The organism is Pseudomonas sp. B21128, assembly GCF_044218865.1.
In the GTDB taxonomy this organism is placed as follows: Bacteria; Pseudomonadota; Gammaproteobacteria; order Pseudomonadales; family Pseudomonadaceae; genus Aquipseudomonas; species Aquipseudomonas iridis.
Window position 1 is genome coordinate 4723153 of the sequence record NZ_CP162590.1, and the last position, 23413, is coordinate 4746565.

The following is a 23413-nucleotide window of genomic DNA, read 5'->3' on the forward strand; positions in this document are numbered from 1 at the left end:
AAACTGTCGACGCAAGAAAAAGACATTGCACCCACCGGGGGCGTTTCGCGCATCATGGGCGCATTCAGCTCAAGGGAGAATTCCATGCGCTTCATGCCGTCCGTTTTGCGATTTGCCGCGCTGTCCGCAGGCCTGATGTTTGCCGCCTCGGCCTTGGCCACCGACGAGTTGCAACTGATCGAGTCGATCAACAGCTATCGCAGCCAGCCGCAACGTTGTGGCACGCAGGCGTCCAGTGAGTTGCCGCCTCTGTCGGCTGATCCACGCCTGCGGTTGCCGGCCAGCGGCGCCGTCAATCTGCAGCAAGCCATGGCCAGCGCCAGTTACCCGATGGTCAACGTACAGGCGATCACCCTCAACGGTCCACGCGATGCGGCGTCGGCAATGAAGGCGATTCAGGAGAGCTTCTGTCAGGTGGTGCTGGATCCGCAGTTTGTCGATGTCGGCGTCAGCCGCGCCGATCGCGACTGGCGCATTGTGCTGGCGCGGCCGCTGCTGTCAGCCAAACTCGGCGACGCACAGAGTGAAGGGCAAAAATTGCTCGAACAACTCAACACCGCACGCAGCCAGCCACGCCAGTGTGGCGGCCAGGCCTTTGCCGCCGCCGCACCGCTGGCGTGGAATGCGACCTTGGGCACTGTCGCTCAGGATCACAGCCGCGACATGGCCAACAAAAACTACCTCGACCACAAAGACCGCGACGGCCGCACCCCCGGCGATCGCGCTGAACTGTCGGGCTACAGCGGGCATCTGGTTGGCGAAAACATCGCCGCCGGCCAGGACACCGTGGGCAAAGTCGTCGACGGTTGGCTAGCCAGCCCCGGCCATTGCGCCAACCTGATGAACCCGCAGTACAAGGAACTGGGTGCCGCTTATGCGACCGACCCGAAAAGCGATGCGGGGATTTACTGGACCGCGATGTTTGGTGCGCAATAACCCTCAGGCTCACGCCTGCAATGTTCGGTGATGTGTACTGATTCTGTGCACACCACAAAATGTGTGGGAGCTGGCTTGCCAGCGATGGCGGTGGGTCAGCCAACATCAATGTCGACTGTGCGGCCCTCATCGCTGGCATGCCAGCTCCCACAGGGTCTTGCGGTGTTCACCTATTTTCGACCAACACAGCTCCCACACTTGATCATCGACGCGATCAATCAGCCGTTAACTTTCACTGATTGGACGCCTACGGCCATTACGCCTACCCTGCCCGTCCAAACCCGTTCAGCGGTTTCAATACTGCGAGGCTGTCATGACAGAGCGCGTCCTGATCGATGCTCACAACCGCCGCGTCGACTATCTGCGCATGTCGGTGACCGACCGTTGCGACTTCCGCTGTGTCTATTGCATGGCTGAAGACATGCAGTTTCTGCCGCGCCAGCAAGTGCTGACGCTGGAAGAAATCTTTCAATTGGCGCAGAGCTTCGTCGCGCTCGGCACCCGCAAGATTCGCCTCACCGGCGGCGAGCCGCTGATCCGTCGCGGCGTGGTGCAGTTGTGCGAACAGATCGCCGCGCTGCCCGGCCTGCGTGAACTGTGCCTGACCACCAACGGCTCGCAACTGGGCAAACTCGCCGCGCCGCTGTTCGACGCCGGGGTCAAGCGCCTGAACATCAGCCTCGACAGCCTTGATCCCGAGCGCTTCAAGCAGATGACCCGCACCGGCGATCTGGCGCAAGTGATCGACGGCATCGATGCCGCGCGCCAGGCCGGTTTCACCCGCACCAAGCTCAACTGCGTGGTGATGCAGGGCCGCAACGATCACGAGATCAATGATCTGGTGAGCTTTGCCATCGACCGGCAGCTCGATATTTCTTTCATCGAGGAAATGCCACTGGGGATCATCAGCGACCACAGCCGCGCGGAGTCGTTTTTTTCCAGCGTGCAGGTCCGTGAAAAAATCGCCGAGCGCTACACGCTGATCGACTCTACGGAATCGACTCAAGGCCCGTCGCGCTATTGGCGGCTGGCCGAGGCTCCGCAGATTCGCCTGGGGTTTATCTCGCCGCACAGCCACAACTTCTGCGGCACCTGCAATCGGGTGCGGCTCACCGTCGAAGGTCGTCTGCTACTGTGTCTGGGGAACGAACATTCGGTGGATTTGAAAGCAGTGCTGCGCGCTCATCCGGGGCATCCGCAACGCCTGGAGAACGCCATCATCGAGGCGATGAAAATCAAACCGTATCGGCATAATTTCGAAATCAACGACGACGTCCAGGTCGTACGTTTCATGAACATGACCGGCGGCTGATCCGCCACTTTCCTGCGTTATCGGGACCGCTCTGCATGATCATCAGACCCAGGGTCAGCCAGTTCGCCATTCTCTTCACCCTCAAGGGCTCGATTGCCAAGCGCATCGCCTTGCGCACCTTGATGGTCACCCTGCTGGCCTCGGCCATCGTGCTGGTCGAAATCCTTCATCCGAGCAGTTTCACCAAGGTCAACGCCACGCCGTTCACTTTGCTCGGCTTGTCGCTGTCGATCTTCATGAGCTTTCGCAACAACGCCTGTTACGACCGCTGGTACGAGGCACGCAAGGCCTGGGGTGAGGTGATCGTGCACATTCGGTCGGTCATCCGCGAAACCCATGTCATCCGCGAATCCGCAGAACGCAAACCGCTGCTGCTCAACCTGTGCGGGTTCGCCCACGCGCTCAATGCGCGGTTGCGCAAGGAGAGTGAAGCCGACGCCAGCCGTCAGTGGGTCACCCCAAAACACGATGCGGGGGTGCCGGATTACAGCGCGCGGATCCTGCAACAGGTCGGTCAGCAGTGTTGCGACCTGCATCAAAACGGTGAGCTGAGCGAGTGGCGCTACATGCTGCTGGCCAATCACCTGACCAGCCTGACCCAGGCGCAAGCCGTGTGCGAGCGCATCAAAACCACGCCACTGCCGTTTCCCTACACGTTGCTGTTGCACCGCACGATCTACCTGTTCTGCATCCTGCTGCCGTTCGCCATGGCCGAACCGCTGGGCTGGCTGACGCCCTTGTTCACCGCGATTGTCAGCTACACCTTTTTTGGTCTGGACGCGATTGCCGATGAACTGGAAGACCCGTTTGGCCGCGATGAGAATGATCTGCCGACCGACGCGCTGGTGCGCACGATCGAGCGCGACATTCTCGCCGAACTCGGCGTGGCGGATCTTCCGCCGCCGCTGAAGCCGATCGAGTATGTACTGAGCTGATCACTCCGTTTCCAAGCGCGGGAGCCATGTCATGTTGATCGTTTGCGTCTCCGTGAGACCGGGCGTTCGTCTGCTGCGCTGAGTAACCGGTCACAGCGCATCCCGGAAACAGTCGTTTACACGCCCGCGGATTCCCCCTTACTATCCGGGCACACCGGTCGACGGGTCAGTCCCGCCGCCGACGTTTTCCGCCAACGGAAACATGCGTTATGAGCACGTCACTACAACAACCAGAATCGTTGACCGTCTCTACTGCGCGCGCCCTCTCTCACAGGGGCGGCGTATGAATCGTATCGTCAATCTCCCCATGGCCCTGCGCCGTTCCAAGCTGCGTCACTCCGCACGCCCGCCGGATATCGCCCGGACACTCTGATCGCGCCCGTTTAAAACCCGCGACAGTCCCCTGCTCCCTGATATTCCCTGCCAGGACGCCCGCGCCTATTCTTGCGCCGCGTCCGGCCTGAATCTGCGCGCCTGTGCGGCGCCAACGTGAGTGTTTGCCATGAAATTCGCAGCCATTGAAGACGCACGCCTGTTCCTTGAACAAAACCCCGACATCGACATGATTGAGCTGTTCATCCTCGACGCCAACGGCGTGCCGCGCGGCAAGCTGCTGCACCGCGAAGAACTGCTCGCCGTGTATGAAAGCGGTCGCCCGCTGCCCAGCACCATCCTCGGTCTGACTGTGCAGGGTGAGGACGTCGAGAACTCCGGCCTGGTCTGGGATGTCGGCGATATCGACTGCCGCGCCTATCCGCTGGAAGGCAGTCTGGTGCGCCTGCCGTGGCGCAAGATTCCGACCGCTGCAGTGCAGGTCAGCATGCACCCGACCGAGGGCATGCCCGCCAGCATTGCCGACCCGCGACACCTGCTGATCAAGGTCATCGACGGCCTCAAGGCCGAGGGCTACAACCCGGTGATGGCCTGCGAGCTGGAGTTTTATCTGCTCGACGCCAAACGCGATCACAACGGTCGTCCGCAACCGGCACTCGATGCGGATGGTGGTCGACCGCGACATACCCAAGTCTACGGTTTGCGCGAGCTGGAGCAGATCGAACCGTTCCTCGCCGACCTTTACAGCGCCTGCAAACTGCACGGCATTCCGGCGCGCACGGCAATCTCGGAATACGCACCGGGTCAGGTGGAAATCACCCTCGAACACGGTGATGCGCTGGAGGCAATGGACCAGGCGGTGCGCTACAAGCGTCTGGTCAAAGCCGTGGCGCACAAGCACGGCATGCAGGCGACATTCATGGCCAAGCCGTTCGATGATCTGGCCGGCACCGGCATGCACATGCATGTCAGCCTCGCCGATGGCGAGGGGCGCAACCTGTTCGCCTCCGAAGATCCGGCCGGCACACCGCTGCTGCGCACGGCGATTGGCGGCATGCTCGCCTCGTTGCTCGATTCGCTGCTGCTGTTCTGCCCGAACGCCAACTCCTACCGACGCTTTCAGGCCAACAGCTACGCGCCACTGGCGCCGACCTGGGGCGTCGACAACCGCACCGTCAGCCTGCGCGTACCGGGCGGCCCGGCCAACACCCGGCACATCGAGCACCGCATCTGCGGCGCCGACGCCAACCCGTATCTGGCGGCGGCGGCGATCCTTGCCGGCATCCATCGTGGCATTCGGGAAAACCTTGATCCGGGCGCGCCGGTTGAGGGCAACGGCTATGCGCAAGCCAAGGAACTGCTGCCAACCGATTGGCTGACGTCGTTGCAGGCACTGGAACATTCAGCGTGGGCTCGGGATGCCTTGGGGCAGGAATTTCTCGGGGTGTATCTGGCAGTGAAGCGCGCCGAGTATCGGCAGTTCATGGCTGAAGTGGGTGAACAGGACTGGCGCTGGTATCTGACCGAGGCCTGATTTACACCACTGCAACCTTTGGGAGCTGGCTTGCCAGCGATGGGGTCGGCACCTTCAGCACCTCTGGTGACTGACACTGCGCTATCGCTGGCAAGCCAGCTCCCACAGGGGACTGCATCCTGTCTCCCGAATTTGTGTGGAAATTAAAATGACCAAGCGTTGCAATTCCTACTACACCGCCACCCTCAACCAAGAGACCGACTACCCGACCCTGCAGGGCCGGCACAAGGTTGATGTGGTGATCATCGGCGGCGGCTTCACCGGCGTCGCCACCGCTGTCGAACTCGCCGAAAAAGGCTTGAAGGTCGCCATCGTCGAAAGCAACAAGATCGGCTGGGGCGCCACCGGGCGCAACGGCGGGCAAGTCACCGGCAGCCTCTCCGGCGACGGCGCGATGCGCAAACAGATGCGCCCGACACTCGGTGATGGGGTCGACGACTTCATCTGGCATCTGCGTTGGCGCGGACACGAAATCATCAAACAGCGCATGGAAAAATACGCCATTGAGTGCGACCTCAAACACGGCCACCTGCACGCCGCGTACAAGCCGAGCCACATGACCGATCTGCGTAAGGATTACGAAGAAGCGGTGCGTCGCGGTCTGGGTGACGAGGTCAGCCTGCTCGACCGCAGCCAGGTGCGCGATTTGCTGCAAAGCGACCTCTACCACGGTGCGATCAAGAACACCCGCAACATGCACCTGCACCCGCTCAACCTGTGCATCGGTGAAGCGCGGGCGGCGGAAAGTCTCGGTGCGCTGATCTTCGAAAACAGCGAAGTGCTGGAGATCATTCACGGTGACACCCCAGGCGTGAGAACTGCCCACGGCCAGATCGACGCCAACCAGGTGATGCTGGCCGGCGACGTTTATCACAAGCTCGAACCTGGCCAGCTAAAGGGCAAGATTTTCCCGGCCATGGGCGGCATCGTCACCACCGCGCCGCTGGGCGATCTGGCCAAGCAGATCAACCCCGAAGACCTCGCGGTCTACGACTGCCGTTTCGTCCTCGACTACTACCGTCTCACTGCCGACGGCCGTCTGCTGTTTGGCGGAGGCGCCAACTACAGCGGCAAGGACTCACGCGACATCGCCGCCGAACTGCGCCCGTGCATCGAGCAGACTTTCCCGGCGCTCAAAGGCGTGCAGATCGACTATCAGTGGAGTTGCGCGATGGGCATCGTCATCAACCGTATCCCGCAACTGGGCAAACTCTCGGACAACGTCTGGTACTGCCAGGGTTACTCGGGGCATGGCATCGCCACGACACACATCATGGGCGAAATCATGAGCCGGGCGATTACCGGGCAGATGGCGCAGTACGATACGTTCGCGGCGTGTCAGCACATTCGCGTGCCGATGGGGGATTTGCTCGGCAATCCGTTGCTGGCGGCGGGGATGTGGTATTACCAGATGCTTGAAAAATTGCGTTGACGGCACTGGCCCTATCGCTGGCAAGCCAGCTCCCACAGGTTTTGGGTGTACATGAACTCTGTGTACGATGCGGACACTGTGGGAGCTGGCTTGCCAGCGATGGCGGCATTAGCCTCAACACAAAACCTCAATCCGGCAACTGCACCACCTCAATCCCCAACCGCCGATAATCCTCGACACTGCCCGATGCCAGATGCTGCTCGGTAATCAGCGTATGCACGCGATCGCACGGCGTCACCACAAACGGCTCGACCGCCCCCAGCTTGTCCGCCGTGGTGACTGCAATCACTTGGGCGGCGCTCTCGAACAATGCCTGCTTCACCGGCACCTCATCGAAATACAGCGAGCTCAGCCCCACCTCCGGGTGAATCGCGCAGACCCCGGTAAACAGCACGTCAGCCTTGATACTTTGCAGCAGCCGCACGGTCTCGTGGCCGCTGACTGACATCGTCGCCAGATTGAGTTGCCCGCCCGCAAGAATCACCTTGATGCCTTGGTATTCGGCGAGTGTGATCGCGGTCATTGGCGAGGTGGTAACGGCGGTAATCCGGATGTCCGCAGGCAACGAGCGCGCGATCTGCAACGTGGTGGTACCGGAATCGAACAGCACGATCTGGCCGTCCTTGACCCGTCCGGCAGCGAGCTGCGCCAGGCGGGTCTTCACTTCATCGGTTTCGCTGATACGGGTGAAGTAATCCTTGCCGGTGTCTTTGGGGCGCGGCAACGCTCCGCCGTGTACTCGCTGCACCAGCCCGGCGTTATCAAGTTCGGCGAGGTCGCGGCGGATCGTATCTTCAGACACCGCGAAATGCTGGCTCAGCTCGGACGCCATGACCTTACCGTCGCGTTCCAGGATCAAAAGGATTTTCTGTCGGCGCAGGGACGGCAGTTCGGTGACGGAATGATCGTGCATGATTCTGCCTGTTTGTGCTTGTAGTTGCAGGTTTCCGCGCAGATTAGCGAAAGCCTCGAGCAAACACAAACAGGCAGGTATCGATTACTTTGATCATTGGAATCGACAAGGCGAATTTTTCCTTTGCATTCAACCTGTTCAGAATGACGCCACTCTAAACAGGCCAGGATGGACCCCGCATGAATCTCAATTTCGCCTTCGCTTGCATGATCGTTGTGTCGTTCGCGGTTGCCCTCGGGCATGCGTGATGCGGTCACATTCTCCACGCGCATATCAGGATCGTGACGAGGGGATTTATCCCCTCTCCGACATGGTTTCACGCTCTCTCAAACGCTGACCACCCGCGCCTTGCGCACAAACAGCGCATGAGCCTTGTCCCAGAAATTCCCCCCCAGCACAAAGAAACTGCCAACAAACATCAAATCCCCAAGCAATTGCAGTTGCCACAGATTGGGCCGCAACCCTGGCCAGAAGTTATCGAAGTACGGTTCCAGAAAGGACGACAGCAACGGCAGGCAAAACATCACCACGCCGATGCGATGGCGCGTCGGCCCGACCTCGTCCACCGGGGCCGGAATGATCCCCGACACATAACGCCCGATCGTGTGCTTGAGCTCGGCAAATCCGGCCTTGCCCATCACCGCGATCACCACCAGCAACAACACCTTGTTGCTGATAAACAGCACGCCGGTCAGCGCGGCGACTTTCGAGCCAGGCACATCAAGCGCGGCCGCCAGCGGCACCATCAACCACGAACCAAGCATCAGGCAAATGATCCCCACGCCAACCTTGAAGCGCCAGGTTGCGGGTGCCGCCGGGGTCAGCGGATCTTGGGCAGTGTCCATGGTTTCTTACCTGTCTGGGTGGAGTTGCGATGCCTCAAAAGCGTAGCAGCAGATTCGCCCGAACAACTTGCAATTGGCCGTCTATGCTCCACTGATATTTACGGCCCGGGAAACAAGCAATGCCTGCAACAACAGCACTGCTGACGCGATCCGGTCATCTGTTATTGCTCGGTGTCTTGAGTGTGGGCGGTTGCGTGCGCCTGGGGCCGGATTTCCAGCCGCCCGCCGAAGCATGGAGCAAACAATGGAACAGCACGGCTTTGGAGCAGGCCAGTGAACGCGCCGCCCATCCCGATCTGCGCCAATGGTGGCAGGTCTTCGGTGACCCGGCGCTGGATCGCCTGATCAGCGAAGCCGATGCGCGCAACAGCAGCCTGAAAATCGCAGGCCTGCGAGTTCTCGAAGCCCGCGCACAACTGGGCATCGCCGAAAGCGGCCGCTACCCGCAATTGCAACAGGTCGGCGTCGACAGCCTGTATGTCGACCGTCACCAGTCTGGCGGCAACAATCCGCAGGATCTGCACTTCTGGCAGCACAGCGCCGCGTTTGATGTCGGTTGGGAACTGGATTTCTGGGGCCGCTTCAGTCGCGCCATCGAGTCATCCGACGCGCAATATTTCGCCGCGCAAGCCAACTACGAAGACGCCCTCGTATTGCTGCGTGCACAAGTCGCCGACACCTACTTTTCCCTGCGCACCACTGAAGCGCGGCTGCGCGTCGCCCGGGAAAACGCTGTACAGCAGAAGCGTAATTTCGAGATCACCGAACAACTCTTCAACAGCGGCCAGAGCGCCGAACTCGATCTGCAGCAGGCGAAAACCCAATACCTTGGCACGCTGAGCAGCATCCCGGCGTTTGAAGATCAGCTGCTGCGCACGCGCAATGCGCTGGCGGTGCTGGTTGGCCAGCCGCCCGGTGGCGCGGCGTTGCTGGCCGAACAATCAGGGCTGATTCCATTGGTGGATCGCGCCGTGCTGCAAGACGTACCGGCCAACCTGCTGCTGCGCCGTCCGGATGTGCGCGCGGCGGAACTGAATGTCGCTGCGCAATCGGCGCTGGTCGGTGTCGCTGAAACCGATCTGTATCCGTCGCTGACCTTGCTCGGCAGCATCGTCTGGTCCACCGACTCCCTCAGCGCCACGCCGCGCAGCCTCGACCTGATCGGTGGGCCGAGCCTGCGCTGGAACCTCTTCGATTACGGGCGCATCCGCAACAACATCCGGGTGCAGGACGCACGCTTGCAGCAACTGATCGAAGCCTATCGCGACAAGGTCCGCCAAGCCGCACGCGAGGCCGACGACGCCGCCAGTGGCTTGAGCAAAGCGCTGGAACGCGAGCGGATTCTGCGAGAGGCCGAAGGCGCCGCGCGGCGTTCACTGGTGCTGGCCAACACGCAATACCGCGAAGGCTATTCGGACTTCCAGCGCGTGCTCGACGCGCAACGCGCGCTGCTGGAATTGCAGGACAACTATCTGGTCAGTCGCAGCAATGCCGTGAGCAACCTGGTCGCCCTCTACAAAGCCGTTGGCGGCGGTTGGCAAAGCACTTCGCCGCAGATCGACGAACCGACCCGCGAACAGATGCAACAACGCACTAATTGGGGCGACTTGCTCACCGCGCCGCCCGCCCAACCGCTGTATCCACTCCCGTCGCAGGACCGCCGCCATGACTGACGCCGCACCTCCCGCCCCGGCTCCGACTCCCGCGCCAGCTCCGGCCGATCCGGCAAAAAAAGGCATCCGCTGGGTGCTGCTGTTGATTGTGCTGAGCCTGGCCTGGTACCTGCTCGCCGACCGCTACACGCCCTACACCCAGCAGGCGCGGGTCGGCGCATTCGTGATTCCGGTCGCAGCGGAAGTCGCCGGCCGGGTGATCCGGGTCAACGTGCGCAACAACCAAGACGTCAAGGCTGGCGACGTGCTCTTTGAACTCGATCCGCAGCCGCTGCAAATCGCCGTGGATCGGGCGAAAGCCGATCTGGAATCGACCCGCCGTCAGGTCGGCGCCAGCACCGCCGGCATCGCTTCGGCGCAAGCCTCGCTGCGCGCCGCGCAAGCCAACGAACTCAAGACGCGGCAAGACAATCAACGCCTCGAAGGCTTGTACAAACAGGATCCGGGCACCATCTCCGTGCGCTTGCTCGAAGTGTCGCGAGCCAACCGCGAACAGGCGGTCGCCCAGGTCGCCGCCGCCCGCGCCGAAGTGCAGCGCGCGCAGGAGCAGGAAGGTGGCAACACCGACACCAACGCGCAGCTGCGCAGCGCGGCCTCGGCACTGGCCAAAGCCGAACTGGATCTGGCCAACACTCGCATCGGCGCACGTTCGGCCGGATTGATCACCGACCTGCGCACCGATGTCGGCCAGTTCGCCGCTGTCGGCAGCCCGGTGATGACCTTGATCGCCATTCATGATGTGTGGATCAGCGCCGATCTGACCGAAAACAACCTCGGCCGCGTGCAACCCGGAACACCGGTGGCCATCGTCCTCGACGCGCTGCCCGGCGAAGTCCTCGATGGCCGAGTGCGCAGCGTCGGCTATGGCGTCAGCGTCGGCCAGACGCCAGCGCCGGGCACCTTGCCGAGTATCCAGAACAGCCGCGACTGGTTGCGTCCGGCGCAGCGTTTCCCGGTGATTATCGAGTTCACTGAGGAGGCGAAAAAACGCCTGGTGGACAACCGCGCGATCCGTGCCGGTGGTCAGGCTGAAGTCATGGCCTTCCCCAGCGAAGGCAACCCGCTCAATCCGCTGGGGCGGCTGTTTGTCGGGCTCATGAGCTGGCTGTCGTATGCCTACTGAGCACAGCGTCCCGGCGCAACGGGCGTTGCGCCTGGCGTTCGGCACCGCGTTGTGCACCGCCGTCAGTTATGCGCTGGCGCTGCCGCTGGCGTTTATTTCGCCGGTGCTGGCGGTGTTGTTGCTGGCCAGTCTGCCCCGGCCATTGCCGCTCAAAGGTGCGCTGGTGCTGGCGTTGGTCGCGGCGCTCACCACCAGCATCGGGCTGCTGCTGATGCCGCTGCTGCGTTACTACCCGGTGAGTGGCGTGTTGTTGATCGGCCTCGGTCTGTTTCTGGTGTTCCGCTTTGGCTTGCGCGGCGGCAACCCGTTGATCGTGACCTTTCTGGTGATCGGCATGACCATGATCTCCGCCGCCGGGTTCGCCGAATTCGATCTGGCGATGGCGGTGATTGGTGCGCTGGTCAAAGGCCTGTCGCTGGCGGTGGCGGTGGTCGGCGTCAGCCACGCATTATTCCCGGAACCGGCAAACAGCCCCCTCCCACCCAAGCCGCCCGCCATGCCCGGCGACGAAGTCCCGCGTGTGGCCCTGCGCGCCACGTTGATCGTGCTGCCAACCTTTTTGCTGGCCCTGAGCGACCCGGCCAGCTACCTGCCGATCATCCTCAAAGCTGTCAGCCTCGGCCAACAAAGCTCCACGACCAACACTCATCACGCGGGGCGTGAACTGCTCGGTTCGACCCTGCTCGCCGGCGTTTTGGCGGTGCTGGTGTGGTGCGGATTAAGCCTTTTCGTGCACCTGTGGATGTTCTTTCTGTGGACGCTGCTGATCGGGCTATGGCTGGCGCGCAAACTCTATCGCCTCAGCCCGACGCAACTCAGCCCGGGGTTCTGGCTCAACACCCTGATAACGATGATCATCCTGCTCGGCCAATCAGTGCAGGACAGCGCAGCAGGCAAAGACGTCTACACAGCGTTTGCCGTGCGCATGGCCCTGTTTATTCTGGTTACGCTTTACGGCGTATTGATGATGCACCTGCTCCAAGGGCACAGAACCCGCCGTCAGGGCGTGACCTGATAGCCGCGTCCTTGCAAACACCCGGTGTAGGCACTGGAACTGGCCGCTGCATCGGTTTTGCTCTGCGCGCGACGTTCTTGCCGCTGTCGAGAGCCACCGACTACCGCACCGGCCGCAGCGGTTTGCTGGGCCCGGTTCTGTCGGTAATCCTGTTTGCGATCATCGTCGACGCGGTCGTAAACCTCGTCGTGTTGACGGCCGCGGACTTCAGAACCTACTGCTCCGGCGGCGGCACCGACAGCGGCCCCCTTCAGACGACCACCCGCTTGGGGTGTTGAAGTCGGCGAAGACGAAGCGATGGAGTGGCAGTCGTTGATGTCGATCTGGGTTTGTTGCGAGCTCTGGCCTTTAAGCGGGACAACGGATTCGGCGCTGGCCTGAGTGGCGTAGAGGGCAGCGGTCATCAGCGCGATGGACGTTAGGCGATTCATGATTACCTCCGGCGGGCCTGGGGTTGGCGGTGGTGCGGGGTAATGAGGGAGTGTAGTTCATGGTGTTGGATCAAGAGCCCCCTCACCCTAGCCCTCTCCCGCAGGGAGAGGGAACTGAGTGGGGGATATTCAAGTAGTACGCCGACGTGAAATTCCTTGCTGTGAATCCATAATCAATAAGGTCATTCAGGTCGATGCATCGCGCAAAACACCACGGTCGGCTCCCTCTCCCTCCGGGAGAGGGCTGGGGTGAGGGCGGCGATTGAGCTGACACAGTCCAAATCAGGAAGTTTCCCGCACCCGCCGCACCTGCACCAACAGCGCCGGCGCAAAATGCAGCAGCACCATCCGCGCCAAGTGGTGAGTGAGGATAAACACCACATTCAGTCCACCCGCGAACGCCACAATCGCAATCGTCTCGATCGCCCCCGGCATATACGCCAGCCACAGCGACAGCGGATCACTGACCAAAAATCGCGCCGCCACTTCCGCAAATCCCGCCGCGACCACGATCATCAACCCCACCGACACCAGCGCCGTGCGGCCATGCAGGCCCAATTCCCTGACGCCCAATCCCTGAAACCGCGCGCCGATGCGCATGCCAAGAATCAGTGCCGCCAGATTCAAACTCCACTCCGGCATGTGAAAGCCGTGCAGCCACCCTGCTTTGATGAAAACCGCCGTAATGATGATCGCCGTGAGCATGAAGGGCGCGGGCACGCCGATCACAAGCAGCAATCGACCGAGCACGACGCTCAAGCCGATTACCGAGAGAACCGTCAACGCCATGCCGGTGGTCAACGGATCGCTTTCAACAGCAGCAACCGACACCTGCCCCGGAATTAAAAAGCTCACCAGCACCGTGATCAGCAGTAACCGCATCAGGTGCACGATGATCACCTTGCTCGACGCCTTCTCCGACTCGAGCAAATCGAATACCGCCGCCAGCGCGCCTGGGTACACCGCCAACAACGCATCCGTGCGATTCCACCCTGCCCCACGCGTCAGCCACCAACTGGCCAGGGCAATCTGCACCGTCAGACACAGCAGCAACACGCCAAGGCTCGGCAACATCGTCGACGCCGTCGCACTGTCCCACGCCTCGAACATCAGCCCGGTGGCGATGCCCAACGTGACCTGGATATAACCCAGCCCATAAGGCGTCGTGGGTGCGAAACCCGATTTTGTCACGACCAGTGCCGTGACAAGGATCGAACCCAACAGCAAGCCGTGCGGTACACAAAGAGTTTGCAATACCGCACCGAAACCGGCAGCGATCAACAGACACAGAATGGATTTCATATTCGCCTTCCTGGCTATTCAACTGACCCAACACGATCCCGTGTAGGCGCAGCCTTCGGCAGCTCCTACAAGGGCGTGATCATTTTTATGAGCGCAACCTGGCGATTGCGCGACGGTATTTTTCGACTCGTTCCAGGTCATCCCAACTCGGCGAGGCTATCCGCGAGAGGTCGCTGTTCTCCTCCAGATCGGCCAGTTTCACGACCCGGCCGATCGGGTTTTGCGCGGCGCGTTCGACGAAATCCTCATAGGATTCGCCCGGCACCTTGGTCACCGATTGGATCGCCGTCAGCACCTCTTCGCTGAAACCTTCCTTACGCAGGTCATCCAGACTGATATCGCAATCCTCGACCACATCGTGCAGCACGGCGACGATGCGTTCTTCCAGCGTGGTCATGCGCAGCATCACTTTCAACGGATGCAGAATGTACGGCGCCCCGCCCTTGTCCACCTGCCCAGCATGGGCGGCAGCGGCGATGGCGATTGCGCGTTCAAGCGTCTGAGTCATGAGAATCTCCGCAGGTTAAATGCCATACCGGCCGCCAACGTGGATATTGCGTTTGAGCCAGGCGCCAATGGCCTTCAAGCGACCGACTGGCTTCGCTGGCTCGGAGTGACGCTTGAGAATCATCGACACCAATGTCACCTGATCCACACCAGGATGCGCATCGATCAACTCAGCGACCCAGGCACAATCAGCCTTCTTCAAATGCTCACGCCACTCACCGGGCCATGCCTCCAGCTCATCCAGCGCCAACCAGCGCGCACCGCCCTGCCCACCATGCCCGCCGGCCGTCGACTGTTCGAAGCAGAAAGGCGTGGCGGCTCGGGACAGGTCGATGTTGAAAATGTAGACGTCGTGGGTTGGGTGCTGCGACGTGGGGGCGTTGTTGCGGCTGCCGATTTCAATCATGGGCAATATTCCAATCCTTGGGCGCTAGATGTGTCCGATTGTTTCGCAGTCTACGCGAACAGCGCAAATCAAAAACCTGATTGAACCTCCTTGTCCTGTGCAATCTCGAAACCATAAGCGCCCACACATTGATCAGAACCGGCGCTCTTGAAGAGGAAAGCCCGATGAACATTCGATTCCTGCTTCTGCTCGCCACGTTCTGCGTCATCCCCACCTGCGTCATGGCCGAAGGCTGCGACGTCGAAACCCGCTCGTCCAGCGCCTCTGTGCCTACCGTCTCGAGCCACAGTTGCTATGAATACGAAGGCACGCCCGTCAACGCCATCGACTGGTCGTGCAGCAACGAAAGCAAAGATATGGTCAACGCCGTCAAGAAAAAGGTGCAGCAGTGCGACGACCACTACCAGGCCACTTGCATCGCCACTCTCACCCAGGAATCCCTCGCCAACCCGCACTCCACCAGCAAGGATAAAAACGCCAAGGCGTTGAACATCCCGGATGGTGCGCAGGTGACTACCTATTACTACGGTGCGGAGGATTTGGGGCAGGCGAAGATTGATTGTGAAAGTGGTGGTGGGCATTGGAAGGCGAAGTAATGGTTGTGGCCCGTGTACCAAACAAAAGCCATGCCTTGAGATTTGACCGAATTTGAAGTCTGAAAAATGCGTAGGAAAACACCCCTTGTGGTGAGGGGATTCATACCCGATGGGTTGCGAAGCGGCCCCAAACCGGCGAGCTCATTTCGCCAGACACGCCGCAGGCCACGGATTACGACGAATGCGTCACCGAGTGGGAGCAAGCTCCCTCGCCACAGGGTCGGATTTGCGTCCTACAGGTCGGTTGTGGCGGCTGGAATTGCTGCCTAGAGTGGGGCTGTCGCTGACCGCAGTTGGCGATGGGTTTCGCAGCCCTCAGAAGTGACACACACCGCTAGATGACAACTGTGGCAAAATTCGCCGCCGTTTCGTTATATGGCGGCTGTGTGTGGGAGACCTTCGGGTCTGCCGGTTTGACTCTTCTCCGGTCTGCGAACCCGCATACAGCTGCCACCCATTTGTTTCGCAGCAGAAAGGTGGCACTTCTTAATTATTTGAAGAGCAATCTTATGACGATCAAAAAACCGCTCCACCACTACGCCCACATGTCCCACCCCGCCACCGACCACCCTGTCCTCCTGATCGACGCCGACGCCCCACTGCGCGAACTCCACGCCTGCCTCGCCGAACGCCTCAACGCCGTCCTCAAATACCTCGACCTCATCGCCTGCACCAGCCTTCCCGACTACGCTGAACACGACATCAATACCGTGACTAACATCGCCAGGATCATGGTGCAGGATGTCAGTGATGTGTTTCGGGTGATTGAGCAGCGTGGGTTTGGTGCATCCGCAGAGTAGAGCGATTACCAGAACCTAAAAAGCCTGCGATGCTGCAGGCTTCTGATCTGATCGTTATTCGGTCCTACAAAAAACGGGATGTCACGAGGGCCCCAAATGAAATGATTCAGACTCGCGCTGGTCGTGAAAAAGTTCTAAAATTCTAAAAAATTTGCAACTCTGGATTTAAAGCTTTACAAGATGCTCTAACAATGAACTCACTTACATATCCCTCAAGGATGACGAGCACAGCGATGGACGATACAACCAACGATAGTCCAAAACCAACAGATCGCGTACATGGCCCGCGAACCAAGCGTATAAAAAGCTATTGGGAGCCCATATACGACCCAAAATTTAAAGGTACGACTAGCGTTTTTCTGTGGGATACGCGAAAGACAACCGGGGTTAAAGCGGCGCTTTGTAAATCTGAAACTCTTAAAAAATTGCTATCAACAGTTGGAGCCAGAGGCTGGACGATTAAATCTTATGGATTTACCGATTGCGACTTTATCGGACACTTCGACCCAGGCCTTGCATTTAACAGCTATAACTTTGAAAACTGCGATCTAGGTTCAACTACTTGGAGAGGAACCAAGTTCACCAACTGCACATTCAAAAAATGTTCATTTACACTAGCCACATTTGAACAATGCCAATTCAATAGTTGCAGCTGGACTAACTCAGGACTCTCGGGAACAGAAACCAAACTCTTTGACACCGTGGTGGGAAATCCCGAAAATTTCATCAACTCTGGATACACTAACTCAGACATTAACGTCCTTAGTCAAAATGGCAGCACAACACCTGCTTATCAACTAATGCGACTCGAAGAAACAAAAATGAAACTGGCTCGCGCAGTTCTTTCAAACAACGAAAGAAATGCCGAGGACTCCGTCTATTACGAGTCCGTGAAAGTTTATCTTCTCCAAGCGCTCAAAGCAAAACAACAACAACTACTACATCAATACAGCAACAAACCGAACAGAATTCGCAGCGCAGGAAGTATATTGCTATGCAAACTCGAAGAGTTTGTAATTGGCGTTTCTGGCATGCTGAATGGCTGGGGAGGAAATCTCGCCCGAGCAACTTTCATTGGAATAGTACTGATGGCGATATTCGCTGTAGCCTACTTCATATTAGGCCAACCAGAGACGACTCCACTCACATGGAAATTAGCACTGATAAAATCTTTTGACATCACGCTACTTGTAGGCTACACAAAACACGCCACTGCGGCCCTAGGTTGGAAAACTCAAGCTTTATATGGTGCCAACGCGCTGCTAGGACTCTGGTGGTATGCAATATTCGTCCCCACAGTAATGAATCGAATTTGCAGGGTACGCTAATGGCGATTTTGGCACTAGCACTATATGGAAGCCGTGCTCGCGGCGATAGCAATGAACATTCTGACATTGATTTCTTTGCCATAACCGATGATAGCGACTATAAAATGATGGTGACCGGAAATACTAACATTGCTTGCTACCCACTAAGTTTAGCCGTAGAAAGAGCTAAAGATGGAGATTTGTTTATATTGCACATATGCCTGGAGGCAAAAGAATTATACAGCACCAACTCTGAGCTTTCGGACTTGCGAGATTTATTCCAATATAAAAACGATTACGAGCGTGAAATATCCATGGCATCGGATCTCGCATGGTTTCTGGTTGAGTCCGGGTCAAACTTTCGAAATTTCACGCTCCTAAATAAACGAATAGCTTGGTGCGTTCGCACTATCTTGATAGCAAAATCTGCCGAGGCTAGGTCCGCGGTATTCTCCTCTCTAGAGCTAGCTAAGTTTTCAGGCACGCCTCGAACAGCGAAGCTGATACAAGGAAAAAACGAAACAGTTTTCCGACCCGAACTAATAAGAGAGCTAGTCTTATTCTTGCAATCTTTTGGAAAACCAAAGCCAAACTTATCGGGCACGAGCAAGATCGATGACTATGCTTGGCTCTTCGCACAATCAGAAAACATCATGGGTCTAAAAACGTTACAGTCAGTTCAGGGAGATGCAACTTCAGAAAATTACACATAAACCAGAAGACTAAAAAACTGAAGACGCGAGATATCGTAACTTAGACATCACCATATTCAGAAGCAGCGAGCTACACTAGACGCACACACAAATCGAATTTTCAGCACAAGGATGCAACCTCACCAACCTGCTGCCCAAAAAGCCACCTTAACCGCACTAACAATAGACATCCCAATACCAAAAATAAAAAACTCACGCAGTTAAATTCGGAACTTTTAACGACATCACTACCCTATTGAAACGGCCAATCTAAATTTTTAACTCAAGGCAGAGCGAACAATGCATACACATCAACATCTAGAGGAATTCTGGAACTTATTTTTACGTGAAGCTTTCAATACTGAATTTGGAGGGCCTGAATTAATATTTCGTGGCATAACAAACAAGGACCACCCACTAATCCCATCTATCGGGCGCCACAGACGCGAATATACGGACAACAATATTTCGACGCTGGAAGACACGCTCATGACAGAGTTCAAGAGGCTTTCGATACCTGAACTAGACACACCACCAAATAATGATTTCGAATGGATGTTTCTTGCTCAGCACTATGGACTGCCGACTCGACTCCTTGATTGGTCAACAAATCCACTTGTCGCGTTATTCTTCGCGGTAGAAAAGGACGACGACACAGACGGAGCCATATACATAACCCCGAGAGCTGTAACAGACCAATACGAACTCTTTGACTTTAGGACTGCCAATTACACAACCGAACACAAGAAAGCCCCAGCTAGCCTATTTTCAATTCAACCGAATCAAGGGACAGTTATTTTCGTGCGACCCAAGTACAAAGATCGTAGATATCAAAACCAAAAATCAGTTTTCTCATGCCCTCAAGACCCTTATACACCATTAGAAATAGAAAACATGATTAAGATTAATTTTGATAAAAACCTTAAACCACAACTCAGAGAAAGACTCAAAAAAATGGGAGTTTCGACTTCTTTCATCTACCCTGGACTTGCAGGAATCGCGTCAGAGGTTAAAAGCCTTAACTACGACCCTGTACATTCTGGAAAGCACCAAATAGTGACAATGACATGCCATATCGACTTGAGCGCCCTACAACAATCCAAACAGGACCTCCACGACTGACCCATATCACCTCTTGAAAACTAAAGCCATGCATACTTTATTCTTGGGGAGAAACGAGATTTTTAAACCCTCAATTACTAAAAATGACACTTAAAAAGTCGGAATCTGAGCGATACCGACTTATCATTATTTATAGTAGGCAATTTAAATTAAAGCATTCGACATCTCAGATATCAAAAATTCGCCGGCGTATTCGCACTAATAATCTCAGCCTCATCCGCGCCGATATTGCGAAACTTATGCGGCAACGTCGTAGGAAAGTAATATCCATCCCCGGCATTCAGCACACTCACCGAGCCATCTACGGTCAACTCGACAGTCCCGCGCGTCACAAGCCCACACTCCTCACCTTCCGAGTGAACAATCGGCTCTTCCCCGGAGCTCGCGCCTGGTGCGTATTGCTCGCGCAGCAAGCGCATCTGGCGGCTTGGTACCGAGGCGCCGATCAGCAGCAGGCGCAGGCCGTGGCGGCCGAGGTCGGGCTGTTCGTTGGCGCGGAAGACGTATTGATGTTCGCGCGGCGGCTGGTCGAAGGTGAAGAAGTCGGCCAGGGACATCGGGATGCCTTCGAGCAGCTTTTTCAATGAGCTGACGGAGGGGCTGACGCGATTCTGTTCGATCAGGGAGATGGTGGCATTGGTCACGCCGCTACGCCGGGCCAGCTCGCGCTGGGAGAGTTTGTAGCTTTCGCGTACTAGTTTGAGTCGAGAACCCGTATCCATGACTGCCTTATGTAAGAACGACTTAAGGGCGATGGGGGTGGGTGGCGGGTGACGCGCCGGGGCGCGGGTCACGTTGCTCCCGTGTCCCGGAACCGTGAAAGGCGGCTATTAAATCACGTTTGGTGGTGTTGCTCAGCAGGTTCGATGGGTGGCGGGGGAAAAGTCCTCCTGACCTTGGTAGTAGAGTCACTGTGGGAGCGAGCTTGCTCGCGAAAGCGGTGTGTCAGACGACGGCGATGTTGGCTGATATGACCTCTTCGCGAGCAAGCTCGCTCCCACAGCTGGATCTCTTTTGTGTCAGTTGGCTTTGTGGAGGTTGTCAGGCCGTCATCGCTGGCAAGCCAGCTCCCACAGGTTTTGTAGTTGTCAGTGGGAGTGATGGCGTCTTTACAGGCGCCATCGCCGGCAGGCCAGCTCCCACATTTTGAACATTGCTAGCTTAGATGCCGAAACGATCGCGCAGCGAGTAGTAAACGGCGCCGAGAGCGGTCAGTGGCGCGGAAAAGGTGCGGCCGCCGAGCATCGGCATGTGTGGCAAGGACGCGAACGCGTTGAAGCGTTCGGCATCGCCGCGGATCATTTCCGAGATCAGTTTGCCGGCCAGGTGCGAGCAGGTGACGCCGTGGCCGCTGTAGCCTTGCATGTAGTAGGCGTTTTTCTCGATACGGCCGAATTGCGGCATGCGTGACATGGTCAGCAGGAAATTGCCGGTCCAACGGTAGTCGATCTTCACGTCTTTGAGCTGTGGGAAGGTCTTGAGAATCTTCGGGCGGATCAGTTGTTCGATGTCATCCGGTTCACGCGCGCCGTAGACCACGCCGCCGCCGTACAGCAAACGGTTATCGGCGGTCAGGCGGTAGTAATCCAGCAGGTAGTTGCAGTCTTCGACGCAGTAGTTGTTGGTGATCAGGCTGCGTGCCTGTTTCTCGGTTAACGGTTCGGTGACGACGATTTGCGAGCCGCACGGCATGCTTTTCGCAGTGACGCGGTTGTCGAGGCCTTGCGGCAGGTAGGCGTTGCCAGCGATCAACAGGTACTTGGCGCGGACCAGACCTTTGGCGGTGCGCACGACATTGGGCTCGCCGTAGGTGATTTCCACCGCGGCCGATTGCTCATAGATCTTGCCGCCCAAACTCACGATGGCCGCCGCTTCCCCTAGGGCCAGGTTAAGTGGGTGTACGTGGCCGCCCTGCAAGTCCAGCAGACCACCGACGTAGGCGTCGGAGCCGACTTCGCGACGAATGTCCGCAGCGTCGAGCATCTTCAGATTGCGGTTGCCGTAGCGTTCCCAGTTTTTCTTCTGCTCGGCCAGACCATTCAGTTGTTTCTTGTTCATCGCCGCGAAGATACCGCCAGGGCGGTAGTCGCATTTGATGTCGTAGTCCTTGATGCGCGATCGAATGATGTCGGCGCCTTCGAAGATCATGCTGCCAAGGATTTCCGCGGTCTTGTCGCCGTAGCGCTCTTCGATCACGTCGACGTCGCGGCTGTAGGAGTTAACCAGTTGCCCGCCGTTACGCCCGCTCGCGCCGTAGCCGACTTTCGCCGCTTCCAGCACCGTGACTTTATAGCCCGCCTCGGCGAGGAACAGTGCCGAGGACAGCCCCGTGTAACCAGCGCCGATGATGCAGACGTCGCAATCCACCGCTTCTTCGAGGGTCGGAAAGTCGATGACTTCGTTGCGAGTGGCGGCGTAGTAGCTGTTTACGTGTTGTTGTTTCATACGGTTCTCCGAGGGTCGCAGGCACACGCCAGCAACCGCCGCTGTAAAAGAATTAGAGCTTGATCCAGGTCGCCTTCAGCTCGGTGTACTTATCGAACGCGTGCAGCGATTTATCGCGACCGTTGCCCGACTGTTTGAACCCACCGAACGGCGCGGTCATGTCGCCGCCGTCGTACTGGTTGACCCAGACGCTGCCGGCACGCAGGCCGCGAGCGAAGGTGTGCGCCTTGCTCAGGTTGCTGGTCCAGACACCAGCGGCGAGGCCGAAGATGCTGTCGTTGGCGATCTGCAGCGCTTCTTCAACGGTGTCGAAGGTGATCAGCGACAGCACCGGGCCGAAGATTTCTTCCTGAGCGATGGTCATGGCGTTGGTCACGCCGTCGAAAATCGCCGGTTGCACGTAAAGGCCACCGGTTTCTTCAAGGGTGCGCTGGCCGCCGGCAATCAGCTCGGCGCCCTGCTCGCGACCGATGCTGATGTAGCGCAGCACGTTGTCGAGTTGGCGCTGATCGACCACGGCACCGACGGTGGTCGCCGGGTCGAGGGCGTGACCGGGTTTCCACGCTTGCAGTGCTTCCACCAGCAACGGAATGAACTGCTCACGGATCGAACGCTCGACCAGCAGACGCGAACCGGCAGTGCAGACTTCGCCCTGGTTGAAGGCGATGGCGCCGGCCGCTGCTTGTGCCGCGGCGCGCAGGTCAGGTGCGTCGGCAAACACCACGTTCGGGCTTTTGCCGCCGGCTTCGAGCCAGACGCGTTTCATGTTGCTCTGGCCGGCATAAATCATCAGTTGCTTGGCAATCGCCGTGGAGCCGGTGAAGGCCAGCACGTCGACGTCCATGTGCAACGCCAGCGCCTTGCCGACGGTATGGCCGAAGCCTGGCAAGACATTGAATACGCCTTTCGGAATGCCAGCATCCAGTGCCAGCTGGGCGATGCGGATCGCGGTCAGCGGCGACTTTTCCGAAGGCTTGAGGATGAACGAGTTGCCCGCCGCCAGGGCCGGGGCGAATTTCCAGCTGGCCATGATCAGCGGGAAATTCCAGGGCACGATGGCCGCCACCACGCCGCAAGGTTCGCGAGTGATCAGGCCGAGCTGGTCGTGCGGTGTGGCCGCGACTTCGTCGTAGATCTTGTCGACGGCTTCGGCACTCCAGCGAATCGCGTTGGCGGTCGCCGGGATGTCGATGCTCATCGAGTCGCTGATCGGTTTGCCCATGTCGAGGGTTTCCAGCAGCGCCAGTTCTTCCTGGTTTTGCAGGATGAGATCGGCGAAGCGGATCAGGATGCGCTTGCGCTCGGCCGGGGCTTTGTTGGCCCACACGCCGGATTCGAAAGACTGGCGCGCGACTTCCACGGCGAGGTTGGCGTCGGCTTCATCGGTGCTGGCGACGGAGGCCAGAAAACGGCCGTCAACGGGGCTCAGGCATTCGAAGGTGTCGCCGCTGATCGCCGGGCGGTATTCACCGTTGATGAACGCGCGGGACTCAATGGTCAGGGACTGGAAGCGTTGTTCCCAGTCGTTGCGGGTTGTAGTCATTGTTTTAAGCTCGACAAGGGGGAATTGGGGGTTGGTCTGGTTGCTTTGTCTGGCTGGGAATCGCTGCCCTCACCCTAGCCCTCTCCCAAGGGGAGAGGGGACCGATCGGGGGATGCCTGATACCTGCGCCGACCTGAAAAATCTTTGCCGAATCCATCATCGACTGGATCGTTCAGGTCGCCGAATATCGCCAGACGACGCGGTCAGTCCC

At 58.3% G+C, this 23413-nt stretch carries 22 protein-coding genes; 13 read left to right on the plus strand and 9 right to left on the minus strand.

All coding sequences use genetic code 11. The features are described from left to right. Positions 1-84 precede the first annotated feature (84 nt). The 5 genes from AB4P91_RS21160 (at position 85) to AB4P91_RS21180 (ending at position 6482) form a co-directional block, all read left to right on the plus strand. On the plus strand, positions 85-936 hold the full coding sequence (locus tag AB4P91_RS21160) for a CAP domain-containing protein (RefSeq protein WP_395603596.1): 852 nt from the start codon (positions 85-87) through the stop codon (positions 934-936). A gap of 313 nt (positions 937-1249) precedes the next feature. Then, complete coding sequence (gene moaA, locus AB4P91_RS21165; RefSeq protein WP_047300730.1) at positions 1250-2248, plus strand: GTP 3',8-cyclase MoaA; 999 nt, start codon at positions 1250-1252, stop codon at positions 2246-2248. Positions 2249-2283: 35 nt separating this feature from the next. Then, complete coding sequence (locus tag AB4P91_RS21170; protein WP_395603597.1) at positions 2284-3183, plus strand: bestrophin family protein; 900 nt, start codon at positions 2284-2286, stop codon at positions 3181-3183. A gap of 502 nt (positions 3184-3685) precedes the next feature. Continuing rightward, positions 3686-5050 carry a glutamine synthetase family protein gene (locus tag AB4P91_RS21175; protein WP_395603598.1) on the plus strand — a complete coding sequence of 455 codons (1365 nt, stop codon included), beginning with the start codon at positions 3686-3688 and terminating at the stop codon, positions 5048-5050. Between the two features lie 148 nt (positions 5051-5198). Next, on the plus strand, positions 5199-6482 hold the full coding sequence (locus AB4P91_RS21180) for an NAD(P)/FAD-dependent oxidoreductase (RefSeq protein ID WP_395603599.1): 1284 nt from the start codon (positions 5199-5201) through the stop codon (positions 6480-6482). A gap of 127 nt (positions 6483-6609) precedes the next feature. Here the strand turns inward: AB4P91_RS21180 and AB4P91_RS21185 are convergent, their stop codons facing one another. Then, the gene (locus tag AB4P91_RS21185; RefSeq protein WP_150596644.1) at positions 6610-7395 is read right to left on the minus strand and encodes a DeoR/GlpR family DNA-binding transcription regulator; all 786 of its coding nucleotides are present in this window, start codon (positions 7393-7395) and stop codon (positions 6610-6612) included. A 326-nt stretch (positions 7396-7721) separates the two neighbouring features. Beyond that, positions 7722-8240 (minus strand): transporter suffix domain-containing protein, encoded by a 519-nt coding sequence (locus AB4P91_RS21190; protein ID WP_150595466.1) that lies wholly within the window; start codon positions 8238-8240, stop codon positions 7722-7724. Positions 8241-8359: 119 nt separating this feature from the next. On the opposite strand from AB4P91_RS21190, the gene AB4P91_RS21195 reads away from it, so the two are divergent. Genes AB4P91_RS21195 through AB4P91_RS21205 form a run of 3 tightly spaced genes read left to right on the plus strand, consistent with a single transcriptional unit; the run spans position 8360 to position 12051 of the window. Beyond that, entirely contained in the window at positions 8360-9913 is a 1554-nt protein-coding gene (locus AB4P91_RS21195) for an efflux transporter outer membrane subunit (RefSeq protein WP_395603600.1), read from the plus strand. Next, on the plus strand, positions 9906-11036 hold the full coding sequence (locus AB4P91_RS21200; RefSeq protein ID WP_395603601.1) for an HlyD family secretion protein: 1131 nt from the start codon (positions 9906-9908) through the stop codon (positions 11034-11036). Before AB4P91_RS21195 ends, AB4P91_RS21200 begins: the two co-directional genes overlap by 8 nt. Continuing rightward, complete coding sequence (locus tag AB4P91_RS21205) at positions 11026-12051, plus strand: DUF2955 domain-containing protein (protein WP_395603602.1); 1026 nt, start codon at positions 11026-11028, stop codon at positions 12049-12051. Before AB4P91_RS21200 ends, AB4P91_RS21205 begins: the two co-directional genes overlap by 11 nt. Here AB4P91_RS21205 and AB4P91_RS21210 read toward each other — a convergent pair. From AB4P91_RS21210 to AB4P91_RS21225, 4 genes are all read right to left on the minus strand, one after another. Continuing rightward, the gene (locus AB4P91_RS21210; RefSeq protein WP_395603603.1) at positions 12036-12482 is read right to left on the minus strand and encodes a hypothetical protein; all 447 of its coding nucleotides are present in this window, start codon (positions 12480-12482) and stop codon (positions 12036-12038) included. The genes AB4P91_RS21205 and AB4P91_RS21210 overlap by 16 nt on opposite strands. A gap of 282 nt (positions 12483-12764) precedes the next feature. Next, a complete protein-coding gene (locus AB4P91_RS21215; protein WP_395603604.1) occupies positions 12765-13784 on the minus strand; it encodes an AbrB family transcriptional regulator in 1020 nt (339 codons plus the stop codon). A gap of 85 nt (positions 13785-13869) precedes the next feature. Then, positions 13870-14292 (minus strand): HD domain-containing protein, encoded by a 423-nt coding sequence (locus AB4P91_RS21220; protein ID WP_395603605.1) that lies wholly within the window; start codon positions 14290-14292, stop codon positions 13870-13872. Positions 14293-14307: 15 nt separating this feature from the next. Then, positions 14308-14697, minus strand: coding sequence for a hypothetical protein (locus AB4P91_RS21225; RefSeq protein WP_150595473.1), 390 nt, complete (start codon positions 14695-14697; stop codon positions 14308-14310). 164 nt (positions 14698-14861) lie between these two features. Here AB4P91_RS21225 and AB4P91_RS21230 point away from each other — a divergent pair, with 164 nt between their 5' ends. The 5 genes from AB4P91_RS21230 to AB4P91_RS21250 all read left to right on the plus strand — a co-directional run bounded on the left by AB4P91_RS21230 (position 14862) and on the right by AB4P91_RS21250 (position 19214). Further along, a complete protein-coding gene (locus tag AB4P91_RS21230; RefSeq protein ID WP_150596649.1) occupies positions 14862-15293 on the plus strand; it encodes a hypothetical protein in 432 nt (143 codons plus the stop codon). A 509-nt stretch (positions 15294-15802) separates the two neighbouring features. Then, positions 15803-16093, plus strand: a complete 291-nt coding sequence (locus AB4P91_RS21235) for a fructose-bisphosphate aldolase (protein ID WP_395603606.1) — start codon at positions 15803-15805, stop codon at positions 16091-16093. A gap of 233 nt (positions 16094-16326) precedes the next feature. Further along, positions 16327-17421, plus strand: coding sequence for a pentapeptide repeat-containing protein (locus tag AB4P91_RS21240; RefSeq protein ID WP_395603607.1), 1095 nt, complete (start codon positions 16327-16329; stop codon positions 17419-17421). Further along, positions 17421-18113 (plus strand): nucleotidyltransferase domain-containing protein, encoded by a 693-nt coding sequence (locus AB4P91_RS21245; RefSeq protein ID WP_395603608.1) that lies wholly within the window; start codon positions 17421-17423, stop codon positions 18111-18113. Before AB4P91_RS21240 ends, AB4P91_RS21245 begins: the two co-directional genes overlap by 1 nt. Positions 18114-18392: 279 nt before the next feature. Next, on the plus strand, positions 18393-19214 hold the full coding sequence (locus tag AB4P91_RS21250; protein WP_395603609.1) for an FRG domain-containing protein: 822 nt from the start codon (positions 18393-18395) through the stop codon (positions 19212-19214). 173 nt (positions 19215-19387) lie between these two features. Here AB4P91_RS21250 and AB4P91_RS21255 read toward each other — a convergent pair whose 3' ends face one another. From AB4P91_RS21255 to AB4P91_RS21265, 3 genes are all read right to left on the minus strand, one after another. Next, the gene (locus AB4P91_RS21255) at positions 19388-19936 is read right to left on the minus strand and encodes a cupin domain-containing protein (RefSeq protein ID WP_042558757.1); all 549 of its coding nucleotides are present in this window, start codon (positions 19934-19936) and stop codon (positions 19388-19390) included. Positions 19937-20375: 439 nt separating this feature from the next. Further along, positions 20376-21659 carry an FAD-binding oxidoreductase gene (locus tag AB4P91_RS21260; protein WP_150595477.1) on the minus strand — a complete coding sequence of 428 codons (1284 nt, stop codon included), beginning with the start codon at positions 21657-21659 and terminating at the stop codon, positions 20376-20378. 52 nt (positions 21660-21711) lie between these two features. Next, on the minus strand, positions 21712-23202 hold the full coding sequence (locus AB4P91_RS21265; protein ID WP_150596652.1) for an aldehyde dehydrogenase: 1491 nt from the start codon (positions 23200-23202) through the stop codon (positions 21712-21714). Positions 23203-23413: the final 211 nt, after the last annotated feature.

Excerpts from the sequence above, each read along its gene's own strand:
- AB4P91_RS21245 (WP_395603608.1), top strand. The coding sequence starts at position 17,421 with ATGGCGATTTTGGCACTAGCACTATATGGAAGCCGTGCTCGCGGCGAT.
- AB4P91_RS21240 (WP_395603607.1), top strand. The coding sequence starts at position 16,327 with ATGGACGATACAACCAACGATAGTCCAAAACCAACAGATCGCGTACAT.
- AB4P91_RS21210 (WP_395603603.1), bottom strand. The coding sequence starts at position 12,482 with ATGAATCGCCTAACGTCCATCGCGCTGATGACCGCTGCCCTCTACGCC.
- moaA (WP_047300730.1), top strand. The coding sequence starts at position 1,250 with ATGACAGAGCGCGTCCTGATCGATGCTCACAACCGCCGCGTCGACTAT.
- AB4P91_RS21170 (WP_395603597.1), top strand. The coding sequence starts at position 2,284 with ATGATCATCAGACCCAGGGTCAGCCAGTTCGCCATTCTCTTCACCCTC.
- AB4P91_RS21205 (WP_395603602.1), top strand. The coding sequence starts at position 11,026 with ATGCCTACTGAGCACAGCGTCCCGGCGCAACGGGCGTTGCGCCTGGCG.
- AB4P91_RS21195 (WP_395603600.1), top strand. The coding sequence starts at position 8,360 with ATGCCTGCAACAACAGCACTGCTGACGCGATCCGGTCATCTGTTATTG.
- AB4P91_RS21250 (WP_395603609.1), top strand. The coding sequence starts at position 18,393 with ATGCATACACATCAACATCTAGAGGAATTCTGGAACTTATTTTTACGT.
- AB4P91_RS21185 (WP_150596644.1), bottom strand. The coding sequence starts at position 7,395 with ATGCACGATCATTCCGTCACCGAACTGCCGTCCCTGCGCCGACAGAAA.
- AB4P91_RS21225 (WP_150595473.1), bottom strand. The coding sequence starts at position 14,697 with ATGATTGAAATCGGCAGCCGCAACAACGCCCCCACGTCGCAGCACCCA.
- AB4P91_RS21230 (WP_150596649.1), top strand. The coding sequence starts at position 14,862 with ATGAACATTCGATTCCTGCTTCTGCTCGCCACGTTCTGCGTCATCCCC.
- AB4P91_RS21265 (WP_150596652.1), bottom strand. The coding sequence starts at position 23,202 with ATGACTACAACCCGCAACGACTGGGAACAACGCTTCCAGTCCCTGACC.
- AB4P91_RS21235 (WP_395603606.1), top strand. The coding sequence starts at position 15,803 with ATGACGATCAAAAAACCGCTCCACCACTACGCCCACATGTCCCACCCC.
- AB4P91_RS21220 (WP_395603605.1), bottom strand. The coding sequence starts at position 14,292 with ATGACTCAGACGCTTGAACGCGCAATCGCCATCGCCGCTGCCGCCCAT.
- AB4P91_RS21255 (WP_042558757.1), bottom strand. The coding sequence starts at position 19,936 with ATGGATACGGGTTCTCGACTCAAACTAGTACGCGAAAGCTACAAACTC.
- AB4P91_RS21160 (WP_395603596.1), top strand. The coding sequence starts at position 85 with ATGCGCTTCATGCCGTCCGTTTTGCGATTTGCCGCGCTGTCCGCAGGC.
- AB4P91_RS21260 (WP_150595477.1), bottom strand. The coding sequence starts at position 21,659 with ATGAAACAACAACACGTAAACAGCTACTACGCCGCCACTCGCAACGAA.
- AB4P91_RS21200 (WP_395603601.1), top strand. The coding sequence starts at position 9,906 with ATGACTGACGCCGCACCTCCCGCCCCGGCTCCGACTCCCGCGCCAGCT.
- AB4P91_RS21190 (WP_150595466.1), bottom strand. The coding sequence starts at position 8,240 with ATGGACACTGCCCAAGATCCGCTGACCCCGGCGGCACCCGCAACCTGG.
- AB4P91_RS21180 (WP_395603599.1), top strand. The coding sequence starts at position 5,199 with ATGACCAAGCGTTGCAATTCCTACTACACCGCCACCCTCAACCAAGAG.
- AB4P91_RS21175 (WP_395603598.1), top strand. The coding sequence starts at position 3,686 with ATGAAATTCGCAGCCATTGAAGACGCACGCCTGTTCCTTGAACAAAAC.
- AB4P91_RS21215 (WP_395603604.1), bottom strand. The coding sequence starts at position 13,784 with ATGAAATCCATTCTGTGTCTGTTGATCGCTGCCGGTTTCGGTGCGGTA.